The following is a 15,700-nucleotide window of genomic DNA, read 5'->3' as shown; positions in this document are numbered from 1 at the left end:
GGGAATGACGGTTCAGGACATTGGGAAAATAGCACAGAAAGGAGAAGGCCTGCGCGTAGAATTCAAAAAGAAAGCAGCCCATCCCGAAAAAATCGTCAAGGAAATTGTGGCCATGGCCAATACGGAGGGAGGTCATCTGCTAATTGGTGTGGACGATGATGGCACTGTCAGCGGGCAACGGTACATAGAGGAAGAAGTCTATGCCATGGACAAAGCCATTCAGGAATTGATTTTGCCTGCCCTTCATTTGAAAAAATATGTGATTGATCTAAGCCCTAAAAAGGGGGTTGCTGTCTATGAGATCAGAAAAAGCAAATCCGCCCCACATTACATCCTGGAAAATCGGCGTAAAAAAGCTTTTGTCCGGGTAGCAGATAAAAGCATACAGGCCAGCAGGGAAATGTGGGAGATCATGAAACGCAAACAACGACAAGAAGACATTGTATTCAAATATGGCAAGAAGGAGGAACTCCTGCTGAAAGCCCTGGTCTCCCGCCCACACATCACATTAAAAGAGTACATGGCACTGGCCAAAATACCGGTTTACATAGCCTCCAGAACCCTGGTAAAGCTGGTATTGGCCAATGTGATTGACGTGATCCCACGAGAGTTGGAGGATCGGTATGTACCTAAGCATTAGCCAGGTCATCCACAATGTCCCGGATCAGGTCGGCTTCGAAGCCCCTGAAAGCTAAAAAGCGGGCAACTTTTGCTTTCTTTTTGTATAAATCCGGCTCTCCGGTCAACTTCCATTTCCTTTCGGCCAAAAATTTTAAGGTTTCCTGGTATTCCGATTCATCAATCGCATCCAGGGCCTCCCTTATCAATTCATTGGATATTTCCCGCATTTTCAATTCCTGTCGGATGCGTACCTTCCCCCATTTCTTGAGACCGAATTTTCCCCGCACATAACTTTCCACGAAGCGGCTTTCATTAAGAAAATCGTTTTCCACGAGTTTGCCGATGATTTTTTCCGTATCTGAGGAAGACAATCCCCATTCTTCCAGCTTATTCTGAACCTCCATAAGACAGCGTTCCTGGTAAGCACAATAAGAGGAGATTTTTTTTAGGCCCTGAGAAAAGCTCATTTTCTTTTTTGAGCCAGAAGCTGCATTTCCTTTTTCTGGAACTGACATTTTACGTATTTTTAGCTTTTGGTTTACCAACGGGATAATCCTGACCAAATATATAAATCTTAACTAATATATCATGCGAAAAAAAATTGTAGCAGGAAATTGGAAAATGAACTGTCTCCAGGAAGAAGGGCAAAAACTGACTTCGGAGATTGTGAATATGATAAAAGATGAACCGACAGCCGATGTAACCGTGGTATTGAACCCACCATATGTACACCTACATGCCGTAAATAAATTGATAGCAGGTGTGGACCGGGTGCATTTAGGCGGTCAGAATTGTTCGGATCAGGCATCCGGAGCCTTTACAGGAGAAGTCTCTGCGGGCATGTTGGCCTCTTTTGGCGCTAGCTATGTCATTATTGGTCACAGCGAAAGAAGGCAGTATTTCAACGAGACCAATGAGTTGTTGACCGCAAAAACCCGGCAGGCACTGGATAACGGCTTGCAACCGATATTTTGTTGTGGGGAACCACTGGAAATCCGGGAAGCCGGAACGCACGAAACCTATGTAAAGGACCAACTTACCGCAAGCCTTTTTAACTTCACGGAGGAGGAACTAAAAAAGATAGTCATTGCATACGAACCCATATGGGCGATCGGCACCGGCAAAACGGCTTCTTCAGAGCAAGCACAGGATATGCATGCCGCCATCCGAAGCCATCTGGCTGGAAAATACGGAGATGCCACCGCCAATGAAATTTCCATTCTCTATGGGGGCAGCTGCAAGCCTGACAACGCCAAGGAAATATTCTCCAAGCCAGATGTTGACGGAGGTTTAATAGGAGGAGCTTCTCTGAAATCCAGAGACTTTGTAGCGATTGTTCAATCCTTTTAGTATTCGGCACTCGTTAACGCCCGGACATCCTGTCCGGGTTTTTTTTAACCGGCTATTTAACCCTTTCATCTGTGGAGTATCAGGAATTTAACATCACTTGCACGTCTGAATACAAAGACATACTAATAGCCGAGTTGGCTGACATAGGCTTTGATTCCTTTCTGGAAACAGAAACGGGTTTTGATGCCTGTATTTTGTCAGGGACATTGGATACTTCCCTTTGGAAAAACTTTCTTGAACGGTACGAAAATCCCGCACAGATTAAGGTAAACGAAAGGCGTTTACCAAAAATGAATTGGAATGAAGAATGGGAAAAAAATTACGACCCCATTAGCCTGACTGACAAAGTATATGTCCGAGCGACTTTTCATCCGAGCAGGAAAGATGAATTCATTCACGAAATCATCATTAACCCAAAGATGTCTTTTGGTACCGGACACCATGCCACCACCTTCCTTATGTTGGAATGGATGCTTTCCCTGGACCTTCAGGCTAAGAAAGTCATGGATGCTGGATCAGGAACGGGTATTCTGGCTATTATGGCTAAAAAACTGGGAGCCAAAGAGGTGATCGCCTTTGATATAGACGAATGGAGCGTGGAAAATGGAAATGAAAATTTTGAAATAAACGGGCTAACCGGTTTGTATATGCAAAAAGGCAGCGTTACCACTGTGGAAGCTCCCGGGCAATTTGATTTGATATTGGCCAACATCAATAAAAACGTGCTATTGGATGAAATAAAAACCTACAGCACTAAACTAACTCCCGGCGGCCAACTTTTGTTGAGTGGCTTTTACGAAGGGGATAGCGAAGATATCCGCAGGGAGGCAGGTCTTTACAACCTAAAACCTGTCGGCCAGAAAACAAACCATCAATGGGCAGCGTTGCTTTTTACAAAAACGCCTTGATTGTTGGTATGTTGTTACCTGATTCTGGTATAATAAACTTTTAATTTAATATTTTCTTTCGGCAGCTTGAATTCCCGAAGCGAGCGCTTGAAGGCATCCGAGGTTACCGGATTTCTTTCTGTGCTGGGAATATTGGGGTAAAAGAATAAATCCGTTCGCACCAATCCGGAACGGTATATCGCATTTACGTAGGAAGTAATCTGATTGGCATACAACCGGTCTTCGGAATTATATATCAAGCCGGTTTGATTGTTGGTGGTAGGGACCACATTCCCTTCCGGATCCAGGCCTGTATGCCCCTGCCCTTCGGCTTGAATGGCTACTTTTTCCCCATCAAACCTACGGTAGATTTCATTATCTTCGGTGGCAAAATACATGACGAGGGGATTGTAGGGAGCTTTAAACTCAGGATATTCCTCAACGGGTCCTACCTCCAGCATGATCTGGTTGAAGGTTATGTTTTCGAGTGTATCCAAAAACCCATGTAAAGCACTCATGTCCAGTTTGACCATAAGTCCCAAACCGGCCTTCGTACCAACTCGTTCTCCAGGTACCTCATATGCTTCTCCTCTTTCTACAACAGAACTAATGTCCGAACCCTGCCGGTCATTTAAAATGCCGTTGAAATGACGGGATTGAATGGTATTGATTGGATACGCAGTGGACACCGTATCTCCATCGTAATGGTAATACAATACCATGCCCGTTCCGCTACCGGTAGCAAGAGAAAGCGAGGTGTTTTGCCCGGGATCACCCGTGATGGCAATGCCCGGAAAATAATCCCGAAAAGCAAATATATCATCGAATACCGGATCATCAGTAGTGAGTTTTTCAAAAAGTTCGGCAGACAGATCCGGAGAAACGTCCATTCTCAGTTGGTTTACCGTATCCGGTTCCAAGAGAAAGGATCCGGAGGCGATGGTTTTGTCCTCCTCAAATGAAAGGTGATTGAAGTTGTAATAGGCCGTGTCAAGGATTGGTTCGGTGAGCCGATGTACCCGGAAAGCTTTTTCTTCGTCAAAGTCTTCTCCTATCAAGTCCACCACATTCATGGTGAATACGGCGGAATCAAACAAGGCATCGGGCTCCGGGGGGATGCCGTTGGGATTAAAAGAAAGCCGGCTATATCCAATGGCCTGGGTGGTTCCAAAGAACTCGCTCTGGTCTCCCCCTACCAATAACCTACCCTGACTGGTGGTATTGAATGAATCGGCAAGAACCAAATAAGGAGAAAGGGGTATTTCTTCATAGAAAACCCCTATCTGGTTTGAATCCGGCTCCAGCACCAATCCTATTTCGGACGGGTCGGAGCAAGCACTTGTGAAAATAAGTAAGGCGATTAAAAATCCATGGACGTTAGCCAGCAAGGTCCGTGTAGATATTGTAATAACTTTCAAAAAGCTGGTCTTTTTCTTCACTGTTAATTTCAAACTGCTTGTCTTTTGATGATTCCTGTATCATGGTAGTCAGGCTTTCGGAAATATCCTCACCTTTAACAACGACATCAGCATATTCCATACCCAATTTTAGAAATCCTTCATAATCTTTGGACTTCAGGGGGGCCAGGAGCTTGTCGTCAATATCCACCATTTTTATTTTTTCAAATAAATCGTCCCCAAATTTATGACTAAATCCGTTATTATAGATAGCGAATACGGATTTTGTTTCCTTGAAAAGGGGCTCGTTCTTGTAGGTTGTTTTCAGGTACAAAGGTATCAAACTGGTCATCCAGTCGTTGCAATGCACCACATCAGGCGCCCAGCCTAGTTTTTTGACTGTTTCCAGTACCCCTTTACAAAAGAAAATCGCTCGTTCGTCATTGTCTGCGTAAAATTTATTTTGCTTATCAAAGAAAACGCTTTTCCGCTGAAAATAGTCTTCATTATCGATGAAATAAACCTGGAGCTTGGCATTGGGAATGGATGCCACCTTAATAATCAGCGGCTTTTCCTCTTCTCCAACAGAGATATTGATTCCGGAAAGCCTTACTACCTCATGCAACCTATTCTTTCTTTCGTTGATTAATCCAAACCTGGGAACCAAAATTCGAATTTCCATTCCTTTTTCCTGCATTGCCTGAGGCAAGGCCCTCACAAAATTGGCTACTTCTGAAGTTTGAAGAAAAGGATTGATTTCACTTGCTACGTAAAGAATACGAAGTTTAGACATATCTAGTGTGTTTTGTTAAAGGGATATAACGGGACTACAAAATTACAAAAAAAATCAGCAAATCCCATTGTTTTTATTCAGAATAATATACTTTTGCACCTATTTTCCTAAACTACCCCAACGCAGCACTTGGAGAAATTTGACACCATACCCGCTGTCAGACAGCATGTAAAGAGATTAAGAGGCCTGGGAAAGTCCATAGGGCTGGTGCCTACCATGGGAGCCCTTCACCGGGGCCATTTGGAATTGATTCGCCGATCAAAGGAGGAGATGGAGGTTACCATTGTCTCCATATTTGTTAATCCCATCCAATTTAACAGCCCGGAGGATCTGGCAAACTACCCAAAAAACCTGCGTCAGGACATGCAAATGCTCTCTGAGGAAGGAGTTGATCTGCTTTTTATCCCGGATGAAAAGGAAATGTACCCGGAAGCGGTCAGTACCGAATTCGATTTCGGCCCTATCGAACAGGTTCTGGAGGGGCGATTTCGTCCCGGTCATTTCAACGGGGTAGGCATCGTGGTTTCCAAACTCTTTCATATCCTACAACCTGATCGGGCTTATTTCGGTCAGAAAGATCTGCAACAAGTAACCCTGATTCGACGGCTTGTCAAAGACCTCTCTTTTCCTACCTCCATTGTAACGGTGGCTACCGTAAGAGAAGAAAGCGGACTGGCACTTTCCTCCAGAAATCTTCGGCTTTCGGAGAAAGGAAGAAAAACCGCTTCCCTACTTTACGAAACCCTGATTTCTTGCAAGGATGAACTATTGAAAGGACAAGATTGGTTATCCCTTAAAAATGAGGTAATTGAACGAAAACTCCGGCCGGCGTCGATTGAACCGGATTACCTGGAATTGGTAGAATTAAGCAGGTTTTCATTGATAAGCTCTCCAGTACCGCATGTCCCATTCGCCATATGCATTGCTGCTTACATAGAAAATATACGTTTAATTGACAATATTGTCATCAGCGAGAAGCAGAATTAACCATTGTCATGCACATTCAGCTATTAAAGTCGAAAATACACCGGGTAAAGATAACCCAGGCCGAACTTCATTATGTGGGCAGCATTACCATCGATGAGGACCTGATGGATGCCGCCAATATAATTGCCAATGAGAAGGTTCAGATCGTCAACATCAATAATGGGGAGCGTCTCGAAACGTATGTCATCAAGGGTGAAAGAGGCAGCGGGCAGGTTTGTCTCAATGGACCGGCTGCGCGTAAAGCCCAGGTCGGAGACGTTGTGATCGTCATTTCCTATGCCAGCATGGATTTCGAAGAGGCCAAAGGCTATCAACCGATCGTGATTTTCCCAGACGAACAAAACCGGCTGATTTGAATAGAAAATTAAAAAGGGGACTCCAACTGACCCTACCCCTGCTTATTGCCGTGGGTATTTTTTACTTTCTATATAAAGACCTGGAAAAAGAAACGATCCTCTCTGCCTTGAGAGAAACGGATTTGTTTTGGCTGGGAGCTTCGCTATTTGTTGGTCTCATTGGTTACCTGCTCCGTGCCTGGCGGTGGAAATTGCTGATTGCCACACGAGAAGCCGTTTCGGTAAAAACAGCCCCTGTATTTTGGGCACTTATGGTGGGATACCTGATCAATTTACTGGTGCCCAGAGCCGGAGAATTGGCAAGGTGCGGGGCAGTTACCCGGGTTTACCCCATTTCCACAGGCAAATTAATTGGAACGGTCGTTTTGGAACGAACCATAGACCTGGTTTTTATGCTCTTGATGGTCACCCTGGCTTTTTTGCTCCAGGGGGCTGTGTTTTTGGAGATCTTTGGCCTGCTGGTTTCTATTCCTGCTTTGACCCAGTTTGTTCAGAGCTATTTTGTGCTAGGGATGGTGATATTGCTCGGCATCGTGGTCGTTCTTTACCTGGGGTATATAAAATTCAAAAGCCACCGCTTGGCGGGGAAAATCAGACAGTTTTTGCGACAATTTGTCAGTGGCATCGAGACGGTTTACCAAATGAAAAATCAATGGGGTTTTTGGGTTGCTTCTTTACTCATTTGGTTTATCTATTTTCTAATGATGTATTGGATCGCGCTTGCCATGTCCGCTACCAACTCATTATCAATGGGTTCGGTGTTAATGGTATTGGTAATGGGCAGCATCGGCATGGTAGCACCGGTACAGGGTGGCATTGGCACCTTCCATGCCATGGTCGCCTTTATACTATTGTTTTATGGTATTTCAGAGGAGCAGGGCAAGATATTTGCAATGGTGGTTCATGCTTCCCAAATGATAACCATTTTGGTATTGGGAGGAATCGGTTTGCTTTATTTTTTACCAAAAAGAATAAGTAACCTTAGCGAAGAAAGAAACGTTTATTAGCAAGAAAATAATTAAACAAAAAAAATGGGAATTATATTAATAGTAGTGTTATTCGGAATTTTGGGTTACGTTGTAAGTAACAAACTCAAAAGTAAATTCAGGAAGTATTCTGAAACATCCCTGAAGGCCAATCTTTCCGGTAAGGAAATAGCGGAACTGATGTTGGCAGATCATGGTATCCACAATGTCAGTGTCAATTGCGTGGAAGGGCAGCTATCTGACCATTACAACCCTATGAACAAAACGGTGAATCTGAGTCCGGACGTGTATTATGGCCGAAACGCTGCCGCTTCTGCAGTGGCTGCCCACGAATGTGGTCATGCGGTGCAGCATGCCCAGTCGTATGCCTGGCTGAAGCTACGATCCGCACTGGTGCCGATTCAGAATATCAGTGGAAAGATTCTAAACTTTGTTTTAATCGCTTCGCTTTTCGGTGGTATTGCATTACTCGGTCTTCCTTATGAGGCCGTGGGCGTGATAGTCGTAGGTTCTTTTAGCATGCTGACCTTATTCAGTCTGGTGACCTTGCCCGTAGAATTCGATGCCAGCAATCGCGCACTGGCCTGGGTCAAGGAGCGTAATATCGTGACTCCTCAGGAATACGGCATGTCTAAGGATGCCTTAAAATGGGCCGCCATGACGTATGTGGTAGCTGCCCTTGCTTCTCTGGCAACGTTGGCTTATTATTTCTTTATTTTCTTCGGCGGAAGGGACTAAAAACCAATATTTTACCAAAACTTTAAAGGGGCAATGATTGCCCCTTTTTTGTTTTTAGCGTATTATTAATACCAACTAACCTTTAATCCCCTCGTCTATGGATTTCGATTTGACCGAAGAGCACCTGGCCGTAATGGAGGCTGCCCGGGATTTTGCAAAAACTCACCTGTTGCCCGGTGTCGTCGAAAGAGATATCAATGCCACATTCCCTAAGGAACTGACAGCGATGATGGGGGAAATGGGCTTTATGGGGATGATGACACGACCTGAATATGGCGGTGGGGGAATGGACACCATTTCCTACGTCCTGGCCATGGAGGAGATTTCCAAAATCGATGCTTCTGCCGGTGTAATCATGTCTGTCAATAATTCCCTGGTATGCTGGGGAATTGAAAAATATGCCAGCGAGCAACAAAAAAAGAAGTACCTGATCCCCTTGGCAAGCGGAAAATTACTGGGAGCCTTCGCCTTGTCCGAGCCAGAAGCTGGATCAGATGCCACTTCTCAAAAGACCACCGCGGTAGACATGGGAGACCATTACCTGCTCAATGGAACAAAAAACTGGATCACCAATGGAAAGTCTTCCGCTATCTGTTTGGTCCTGGCACAAACCGATCCATCCAAGGGACATCGGGGCATGTCTGTATTTATCGTAGAGAAAGGATGGGCAGGGTTTGAAGTGGGCATTAAGGAAGATAAAATGGGCATTCGGGCATCCGACACCCATTCGCTGATGTTTACCAATGTCAAAGTCCCGAAAGAAAATCGAATCGGTGAGGAGGGCATTGGTTTCCGGTACGCGATGGAAACCCTGGACGGAGGCAGAATTGGAATTGCAGCACAGGCACTTGGCATTGCGGCAGGAGCATACGAAAGGGCACTGGATTATTCCAAAGAGCGAAAAACCTTTGGCAAACCCATCTGTGAACACCAGGCCATTCAGTTTAAACTCGCCGACATGGCTACCGAAATTGAAGCGGCCAGACTGCTGTGTTACGAGGCTGCCTTTGCCAAAGACCGGGGAAGGGACTACTCAAAATGGAGCGCCATGGCCAAATTGTACTCCTCAAAGGTGGCGATGGAAGTCACCTCAGAGGCTATTCAGATCCACGGAGGGTATGGATATGTGAGGGAATACCAGGTAGAGCGCATGATGCGGGACGCGAAAATTACACAAATCTATGAAGGCACCTCAGAAATTCAAAAAATAGTTATATCGAGAAACATTTTAAGATAATTGTATAAGCTGTGGATTTTTAAAAATATATATTAATTTTCATATCGAAATTTAGTTTATTCTAATTTTTTATCTATAATTGTCATCACAAATCAGAAAAAAAATATACTTTTACAAAAATAAACCTAAAGGCACTGATCATGGAATATTACAATAAGGTGATTGAGTCGGTTGGGGTAAGGTACGTTAAAGGAAATAACTTCAAGATAGAGCGGCCAGTAACCATCACCGACTATGCAGATTCTGAAAACACAGCCATCCTGCTTCACAGGGGTTCGCTAAACTTCGGGGATGATCAAGAATCTGTTAATGAAGGGGAAATACTTTTTATACCTGCTGGAAGGTCTACTCGTGTTTCTTTTGGCACCGTAACCAAGAGAAATGAAACCAATAACGAAAGTTTTCTGGAGAATAAGAAAAAATACCTACAAACCATTAGCTTTAAAGACATCAAAAACGTGGAGGACGATTGCATCACCTCCGTTACATTTGAAGCAAAGGTTTTTGATGTAGTCAATTTCTTTAATTCATTGGGCATACCTGCCTTTGTCATTCGATTTAATGACCGAATTGCCTCCATTCTGGAAGATGTGGTAAAAGAATCCGAGCAGAATACACCCGGTAAAGAACGGGTCATCAAGCTGTACACGGAGCTATTAGTCGTAGAATTGGTTCGCCATATCCTGAAAAACAGGCTGTTCGTGGAAGAACTATCGACCAACAGCACCTACTTCAAGGACCCAAGACTCATCGACATGTTCAATTACATCAAAAAGAACATTGGAGGGGATCTTTCCAATAAGGTATTGGCAAAAGTGGCCAACGTGTCCGAAGATTATGTGGGACAGTATTTCAAAATGCTCACGGGGATCAACCCTCAGGACTACATCGAATACCAACGAATGGAAGCAGCGGTAGAATTGTTGCGGACCACCAAGAAAAGCATTCGGGATATTGGAAAAGAAGTAGGGTATAAGGACACCGCCTATTTCTGCCGAAGATTTAAAATGATGTACGGACTTCCTGCAGGGAAAATGAGAAGAAGAGAATCTCTAATTAACGTTCAATGAGGCGTTATAACATCGCAAAAAATGAAAAACCTCGGCTATCAATCCGGGGTTTTTTTCTGCCCCATTCCCTATGACCACCAAGTCGGCACCTGCTTCCCAGGCGTTTTGTGCTTTGGACAGGGAATTAATACCGCCTCCTACAATCAGCGGGGAACCAGTACTTTTACGCACTGCCCGGATCATTTCGGGCGGAACCGGAAGGTGGGCACCACTTCCGGCATCCAGATAAAACAGGGACAGGCCGAGGAATTTCCCGGCAAGTGCCGTCGCTACTGCTAAATCTTCTTTATCCCTGGGAATGGGTATGGTTTGGCTAATGTACTCTACGCTCGTGGGCCGCCCACCGTTTACCAGCATGTAACCTGTAGGCAGGATCTCTAATCCGCTCCTGAAAAGGGCGGGTGCCGCAAGAACGTGTTGTCCTATCAGTAATTCAGGGTTTCTTCCGGAAATGAGCGATAAAAACAAGATGGCATCTGCTTCTTCAGAAACCTGCATGGCACTTCCCGGAAAAAGCACCACCGGTACTCCGGATTCGTTAACCTGCTTTAATTTTTTTATACAGATTGCCAGCTTTTCCGGATTGACCAAACTGCCACCGACAAAAAAATAATCCAGCGGGAAGGCGGCATATTTTTCGGCTTGTATCAGCCAATAATCATGCCTGTCCATCTTTTCAGGATCGATCAGCAAGGCCAGACTTTTAGTACCTTCCTTGCTTCGCTGGTAAAGCAATTCCTTCAACTCAATACTCTCACTCATCCTCTTTGCCCATGTTGGCTACAAAATTCTCTACCAGCCGAGCTTTGCCGTAATCAAATGCCATCCAAAAAAGCCTGTTCCGGATGTTTCGAAAAAAGGAGTACCCTCTTTTCTTTTTCTTTTTGATCTTCTTTTTATGATCGTCACGCTTGCTGCTTCTGGAAAGCAGCTTAACCGATCCCACTGCCAGAAGCCCTCCCAGCAGTGCAATGCCCGCTACTTTCACATAAACTTGCGAATCCTGTTTCAGTAATTCAAGTTGTTTCTGAAGGGTCTGCTCCAGCTCCTCCGATTGCCTTTTTAATGCCTCATCCATTATCAGTCTCAGTCCTTTTTATTATCAAATAAAAACACGTATTTGGAAAGCGAATTTTTTAATAGCTTTTGAAAAAAGGAGGCATTTCTTAACAGGTACAAGACAATAAATAGTGCCAAATATATTCCCGTCAGTAACAAAAAGCCCACGGAACTGCTTCCATAAATCTCACTAAAATAAAAGGCCAGAGAGATACTGCCAAACAGCAGGATAAAAGATGCCGACAAGACCATCATCACCAATACCCCCACTCGGGCGGCCATGCTGCTGATCTGATCCGTTATTTCAGATTTTATGATATTAAACCTTACTTCAATTAGTTTCTTTAGGGTAGAAATGATTTCCATCATATCGATTTAGTGGTGAATGATCTCATTTACAAATTAAGTTACTATTTTACCTCACAAAAACCTTGCTATTAGTAATATAAAGAATCTTTTTCAAAAAAATAGATGAGAGAACCTACTGCAAAAATTCCCTTTACCCGAATGATCCGGGTATCCCGAGTGGTAAGATCTACACCGAAGTAAGAACCCATCCCAGCGGCAGGGTGTTATCCCTTTGATCGTAGAAAACCTGCAGTAGAGTTGTCTAAAACAAAATTATAATAATTCAATGACTATAGAAATTTGGAGTGATATTGTTTGTCCTTTTTGCTATTTGGGAAAGCGAAAATTAGAAAAAGCCATGGAGGGGTTTGAACATCGGGATTCCATCGATGTAGTTTATAAAAGCTATCAGTTAATGCCGCATGTAAAAACCGAACCGGGACTTTCTATCAATGCGTTTCTTGCCAGAGAGAAGGGAATGAGCCTGGACCAGGCCCGGCAGATGAACGAGTACGTTACCGAACAGGCAGCAGCCCTGGACTTACGTTATCGCCTGGACAATGCCGTGGTGGCCAATACCCTACGGGCTCACCGCCTGCTTCACCATGCAAAAAATCAGGGGAAACAGGTAGAAACGAAAGAAAAGCTTCTAAAAGCATACTTTACAGAAGGTAAAAATATCGATGATAGGAATACGCTGCTGGAATTGGCAAAGGACATCGGTCTCACTAATTCCGAGAAAGTACTTGATAGCGATGAATACGCGTTGGATGTTCGTGAAGACATCCTGGAATCCCGCCAGTTAGGAGTGAAGGGCGTTCCGTTTTTTGTCTTTGACAGAAAATATGCCATCAGCGGGGCCCAGGATTTGAGCGTGTTTTCCAAAACCCTGAAGCAGGCGTTTGAGAAATAAAATGATGCAATCGAAGAGAGATGAACTCTTTGGATTTCTTTTAGTTTTACCCTTATGAAAAACCAAGTAATCATAATTGGTTCAGGCATAGCCGGACTGGCCAGCAGCATCCGGCTTGCCAATAAAGGATACCAGGTCCAGGTATTTGAGGCCAATGCTTATCCCGGAGGAAAGTTGTCTGAGATTACGCAGGGTGGCTACCGGTTTGATACCGGGCCTTCATTATTCACCTTGCCGGAACAAGTGGAAGAATTGTTTGCCCTCTCGGGTAAAAACCCCCAGGATCATTTCAGATACATTAGGTTGCCCATAAACTGCCACTATTTCTGGGAAGACGGAACCCACATAAAAGCCCATTCCGATACCGGTAAATTTGCTGAAGAAGTAGCATCGAAATTGGGGGAAAAACGCGAAAATATTCTTCAGGCCCTTGAAAATGCTTCCTATATCTACAAATACCTTTCCCCCCTCTTTATGCACCGATCCCTACACCGGATCGGTACCTGGGTTGGTAGCAATGCGTTGAAAGCGTATATGCGTTTGGGGAAGCTGGGTCTATTTCAGACCATGAACGAGTCTAACCAAAAGCAATTTACCCATCCTAAGACGGTTCAATTGTTTAACCGTTATGCTACCTACAACGGGTCTAACCCTTACCAAACGCCCGCCACCTTGAATATTATTCCCCATCTGGAGTTTAACAGAGGAGCCTATTTTCCGGAAAAGGGCATGCATGCCATCACGGAAAGCCTTTACAAACTAGCGCGTGAACTTGGCGTTCAATTCCATTTTAACCAGAAAGTGGAAAAAATAGTGGTTGAAAAAAATCGGGCTAAAGGGATCCAGGTAAACGGTAAGGTCCATAAGGCTGATTTGCTGGTCAACAATATGGATATGGTAAATGCCTATAACACCCTTCTTAAAGACCAGCAACAACCTACGCGACTGTTACAGCAACCCAAATCAAGCTCGGCTTTGATTTTTTACTGGGGAATCAAAAAAAACTTTCCCGAACTGGACCTGCATAATATTTTATTTAGTGAGAACTATAAGGAGGAGTTTGACCATATTTTCTCAAAACAAACGATTTATGGGGATCCTACCGTTTACATTAACATCACATCTGTTTATAAAAAAGACGATGCCCCTGCCGACTGCATGAACTGGTTTACGATGATCAATGTCCCCAATAATCAGGGGCAGGATTGGGAATTGTTAACATCCAGGGCCCGAACAGCTATCATTGCAAAAATCAACCGTACCCTGAACACCGATATTGAACCATTGATTGAGGTGGAGGAACTACTGGACCCGATTACCATTGAAACAAAAACCGCTTCCGCAAATGGGGCCCTCTATGGAAACAGCTCTAATAATCGGTACGCTGCCTTTTTGCGGCATGCTAATCACTCCCGAATTAAGGGTTTGTATTTTTGCGGAGGAAGTGTGCATCCGGGTGGAGGCATTCCGCTTTGCTTGTTATCTGCCAAAATAATGGCTGACATGATTCCGGAAAATCAAGGATCAACCAAAACTTTATAGGATTCATACAAGCCATACACTTCCCGGACATAGCGTACGGTTACGTGACCTTTGGCATAACCGCTTTTCACCCAGGGATCACGGTAAATTTCCGGTTGGGATTTCCTTTCCAGGTAATAGGCCACATTTTCCCAGCGGCGCGTATCCTTCCCATATTTGTAGGCCAATCGCCACGCGTCCTGAACGTGACCATGGCCGACATTATAGGAGGCCAATATGAATTTTATCCGTTGGGTATTATCCGGCACCCTTTCCATCCAGAAACCATCCAGGTACTTCAGGTAGTTCACTCCCCCTCTTAAACTTTCATTGGGATTGTTAGGGTCGCTTACGCCAAAGCGTTGAAGGGTAACGGGCATGAGTTGTAATAAGCCTACTGCACCTGCATAGGATACGGCAGAAGTATTAAACCTACTTTCTTTGTAAACCAATGCAGAGAGAAGCCGCCAGTCCCAGCCCAGTTGATCTGCACCGGCTTTAATGATTTCATCGTAGGGAGAAATACTCCCTCCTGAGACCGATGAAAAGGCTGAAGAGGACCGGTAGAAACTGTTCTTTTTGTTGAGGAAATATTTATTGTAAAGAATGGCCTGGTAGCCTGTTCGCTTGATTCGCTCCACCCATTCGTTGATTTTTCCCAATAATTCAGGAGAAGTTTTCCTCACTGCCCAGGAAACGGGATTGGCGGGGCTGACCATGAGGCTGACATCAAGGTTGTCGTAATAAGTGGCATTTACCAGCGCGATGTCATCATCTACTACGGTATAATCAATTTCTTCCCGCACGACCTGGGTAATCAGGTTTTCGAGGCTAGTGTTTTCTTCCTGAAGGGCAAAATCCAACTGAAGGGAATCCTGCAGTGCCGATAACCGGGATTGGTAAACCGTTCCTTTTTTAATGAAAACTTCTTTTCCGTCCAATTGCTCCAAACTATCCAAATGTGTCTGATCTTTTCGTTGCACCAGAACGGTTTTCATTTGCCCCACCGGGTCTGTAAATGCAGCGTATTTTTTTCGCCGTTCATTCACTTCAAAATTAATGGCAACAATATCTGCTCTTCCTTTATTTAACAACCGAAAGGCATCTTCCAGATCGTGCCTGACAATCAAACGCAGCCCTACTCCAAGTTGATTGGCCAGGTTACGAAGCATTTCAAACTCGTACCCCATGGTCCTCCCCCGATAGATATAGTAGCTGGTGGATGAATTATCCACAATGGCCCTTAAGTATCCCCTGCTTTTAATGGCATCAAAGTCAATTTCAGCGGGTGACTCCCAAAATTCAGGTTCGGGATCGGCATTTTCAGTGGAATTGCAAGCGCTTAATCCGATGACCAGAAAAACCACGAACTGAAAAAAGAAACAGGTATTTGACATACAACAGGCAGTCCCAAAAGGACGTTGGTATATTCAATAA

At 44.4% G+C, this 15,700-nt stretch carries 18 protein-coding genes; 11 read left to right on the top strand and 7 right to left on the bottom strand.

Annotated features, from left to right (window positions below):
- Positions 1 to 4 precede the first annotated feature (4 nt).
- On the top strand, positions 5 to 640 hold the full coding sequence (locus GJQ68_RS15890) for an AlbA family DNA-binding domain-containing protein (protein WP_162418294.1): 636 nt from the start codon (positions 5 to 7) through the stop codon (positions 638 to 640).
- Here the strand turns inward: GJQ68_RS15890 and GJQ68_RS15885 are convergent.
- Positions 630 to 1,136 carry a regulatory protein RecX gene (locus tag GJQ68_RS15885; RefSeq protein ID WP_162418293.1) on the bottom strand — a complete coding sequence of 169 codons (507 nt, stop codon included), beginning with the start codon at positions 1,134 to 1,136 and terminating at the stop codon, positions 630 to 632. The genes GJQ68_RS15890 and GJQ68_RS15885 overlap by 11 nt on opposite strands.
- A 73-nt stretch (positions 1,137 to 1,209) precedes the next feature.
- On the opposite strand from GJQ68_RS15885, the gene tpiA reads away from it, so the two are divergent.
- Together tpiA and prmA are read left to right on the top strand one after the other, a co-directional pair.
- Positions 1,210 to 1,971 (top strand): triose-phosphate isomerase, encoded by a 762-nt coding sequence (tpiA, locus tag GJQ68_RS15880; RefSeq protein WP_162418292.1) that lies wholly within the window; start codon positions 1,210 to 1,212, stop codon positions 1,969 to 1,971.
- A gap of 71 nt (positions 1,972 to 2,042) precedes the next feature.
- Positions 2,043 to 2,879, top strand: coding sequence for a 50S ribosomal protein L11 methyltransferase (gene prmA / locus GJQ68_RS15875; RefSeq protein ID WP_162418291.1), 837 nt, complete (start codon positions 2,043 to 2,045; stop codon positions 2,877 to 2,879).
- 14 nt (positions 2,880 to 2,893) lie between these two features.
- Here prmA and GJQ68_RS15870 read toward each other — a convergent pair whose 3' ends face one another.
- Both GJQ68_RS15870 and GJQ68_RS15865 read right to left on the bottom strand, forming a co-directional pair.
- A complete protein-coding gene (locus GJQ68_RS15870; RefSeq protein WP_235941605.1) occupies positions 2,894 to 4,276 on the bottom strand; it encodes a DUF4270 family protein in 1,383 nt (460 codons plus the stop codon).
- Positions 4,236 to 5,048, bottom strand: a complete 813-nt coding sequence (locus tag GJQ68_RS15865; protein ID WP_162418290.1) for a glycogen/starch synthase — start codon at positions 5,046 to 5,048, stop codon at positions 4,236 to 4,238. The genes GJQ68_RS15870 and GJQ68_RS15865 overlap by 41 nt, the downstream gene beginning before the upstream one ends.
- Positions 5,049 to 5,177: 129 nt before the next feature.
- On the opposite strand from GJQ68_RS15865, the gene panC reads away from it, so the two are divergent.
- The 6 genes from panC to GJQ68_RS15835 all read left to right on the top strand — a co-directional run bounded on the left by panC (position 5,178) and on the right by GJQ68_RS15835 (position 10,422).
- Entirely contained in the window at positions 5,178 to 6,035 is an 858-nt protein-coding gene (gene panC / locus GJQ68_RS15860) for a pantoate--beta-alanine ligase (RefSeq protein WP_162418289.1), read from the top strand.
- A gap of 8 nt (positions 6,036 to 6,043) precedes the next feature.
- Positions 6,044 to 6,391 carry an aspartate 1-decarboxylase gene (gene panD, locus GJQ68_RS15855; protein WP_162418288.1) on the top strand — a complete coding sequence of 116 codons (348 nt, stop codon included), beginning with the start codon at positions 6,044 to 6,046 and terminating at the stop codon, positions 6,389 to 6,391.
- Positions 6,388 to 7,398 (top strand): lysylphosphatidylglycerol synthase transmembrane domain-containing protein, encoded by a 1,011-nt coding sequence (locus tag GJQ68_RS15850; RefSeq protein WP_162418287.1) that lies wholly within the window; start codon positions 6,388 to 6,390, stop codon positions 7,396 to 7,398. The genes panD and GJQ68_RS15850 overlap by 4 nt, the downstream gene beginning before the upstream one ends.
- A 24-nt stretch (positions 7,399 to 7,422) precedes the next feature.
- Positions 7,423 to 8,115 (top strand): zinc metallopeptidase, encoded by a 693-nt coding sequence (locus tag GJQ68_RS15845; protein WP_162418286.1) that lies wholly within the window; start codon positions 7,423 to 7,425, stop codon positions 8,113 to 8,115.
- 97 nt (positions 8,116 to 8,212) lie between these two features.
- Positions 8,213 to 9,352, top strand: coding sequence for an acyl-CoA dehydrogenase family protein (locus GJQ68_RS15840; RefSeq protein WP_162418285.1), 1,140 nt, complete (start codon positions 8,213 to 8,215; stop codon positions 9,350 to 9,352).
- Between the two features lie 140 nt (positions 9,353 to 9,492).
- The gene (locus GJQ68_RS15835) at positions 9,493 to 10,422 is read left to right on the top strand and encodes a helix-turn-helix domain-containing protein (protein WP_162343401.1); all 930 of its coding nucleotides are present in this window, start codon (positions 9,493 to 9,495) and stop codon (positions 10,420 to 10,422) included.
- Here the strand turns inward: GJQ68_RS15835 and GJQ68_RS15830 are convergent.
- The 3 genes from GJQ68_RS15830 to GJQ68_RS15820 are packed head-to-tail and all read right to left on the bottom strand — an operon-like array spanning position 10,405 to position 11,850.
- The gene (locus GJQ68_RS15830) at positions 10,405 to 11,184 is read right to left on the bottom strand and encodes a geranylgeranylglyceryl/heptaprenylglyceryl phosphate synthase (RefSeq protein ID WP_162418284.1); all 780 of its coding nucleotides are present in this window, start codon (positions 11,182 to 11,184) and stop codon (positions 10,405 to 10,407) included. The genes GJQ68_RS15835 and GJQ68_RS15830 overlap by 18 nt on opposite strands.
- Positions 11,177 to 11,500, bottom strand: coding sequence for a hypothetical protein (locus GJQ68_RS15825; RefSeq protein ID WP_162418283.1), 324 nt, complete (start codon positions 11,498 to 11,500; stop codon positions 11,177 to 11,179). The genes GJQ68_RS15830 and GJQ68_RS15825 overlap by 8 nt, the downstream gene beginning before the upstream one ends.
- A gap of 8 nt (positions 11,501 to 11,508) precedes the next feature.
- Positions 11,509 to 11,850 carry a phage holin family protein gene (locus GJQ68_RS15820; protein WP_162418282.1) on the bottom strand — a complete coding sequence of 114 codons (342 nt, stop codon included), beginning with the start codon at positions 11,848 to 11,850 and terminating at the stop codon, positions 11,509 to 11,511.
- Between the two features lie 265 nt (positions 11,851 to 12,115).
- On the opposite strand from GJQ68_RS15820, the gene GJQ68_RS15815 reads away from it, so the two are divergent.
- Together GJQ68_RS15815 and crtD are read left to right on the top strand one after the other, a co-directional pair.
- The gene (locus tag GJQ68_RS15815) at positions 12,116 to 12,742 is read left to right on the top strand and encodes a DsbA family oxidoreductase (RefSeq protein WP_162418281.1); all 627 of its coding nucleotides are present in this window, start codon (positions 12,116 to 12,118) and stop codon (positions 12,740 to 12,742) included.
- Positions 12,743 to 12,796: 54 nt separating this feature from the next.
- Positions 12,797 to 14,284, top strand: coding sequence for a 1-hydroxycarotenoid 3,4-desaturase CrtD (gene crtD / locus GJQ68_RS15810; protein WP_162418280.1), 1,488 nt, complete (start codon positions 12,797 to 12,799; stop codon positions 14,282 to 14,284).
- On the opposite strand, the gene GJQ68_RS15805 is transcribed toward crtD, so the two are convergent.
- Complete coding sequence (locus GJQ68_RS15805) at positions 14,260 to 15,660, bottom strand: MltF family protein (protein WP_162418279.1); 1,401 nt, start codon at positions 15,658 to 15,660, stop codon at positions 14,260 to 14,262. The two genes, crtD and GJQ68_RS15805, sit on opposite strands and share 25 nt — an antisense overlap.
- Positions 15,661 to 15,700 lie beyond the last annotated feature (40 nt).

Source organism: Cyclobacterium roseum, from assembly GCF_010119225.1.
Classification (GTDB): Bacteria; Bacteroidota; Bacteroidia; order Cytophagales; family Cyclobacteriaceae; genus Cyclobacterium; species Cyclobacterium roseum.
The sequence above is the reverse complement of the archived record's forward strand: the minus strand, read 5'-3'. Positions and strand labels throughout refer to the sequence as shown.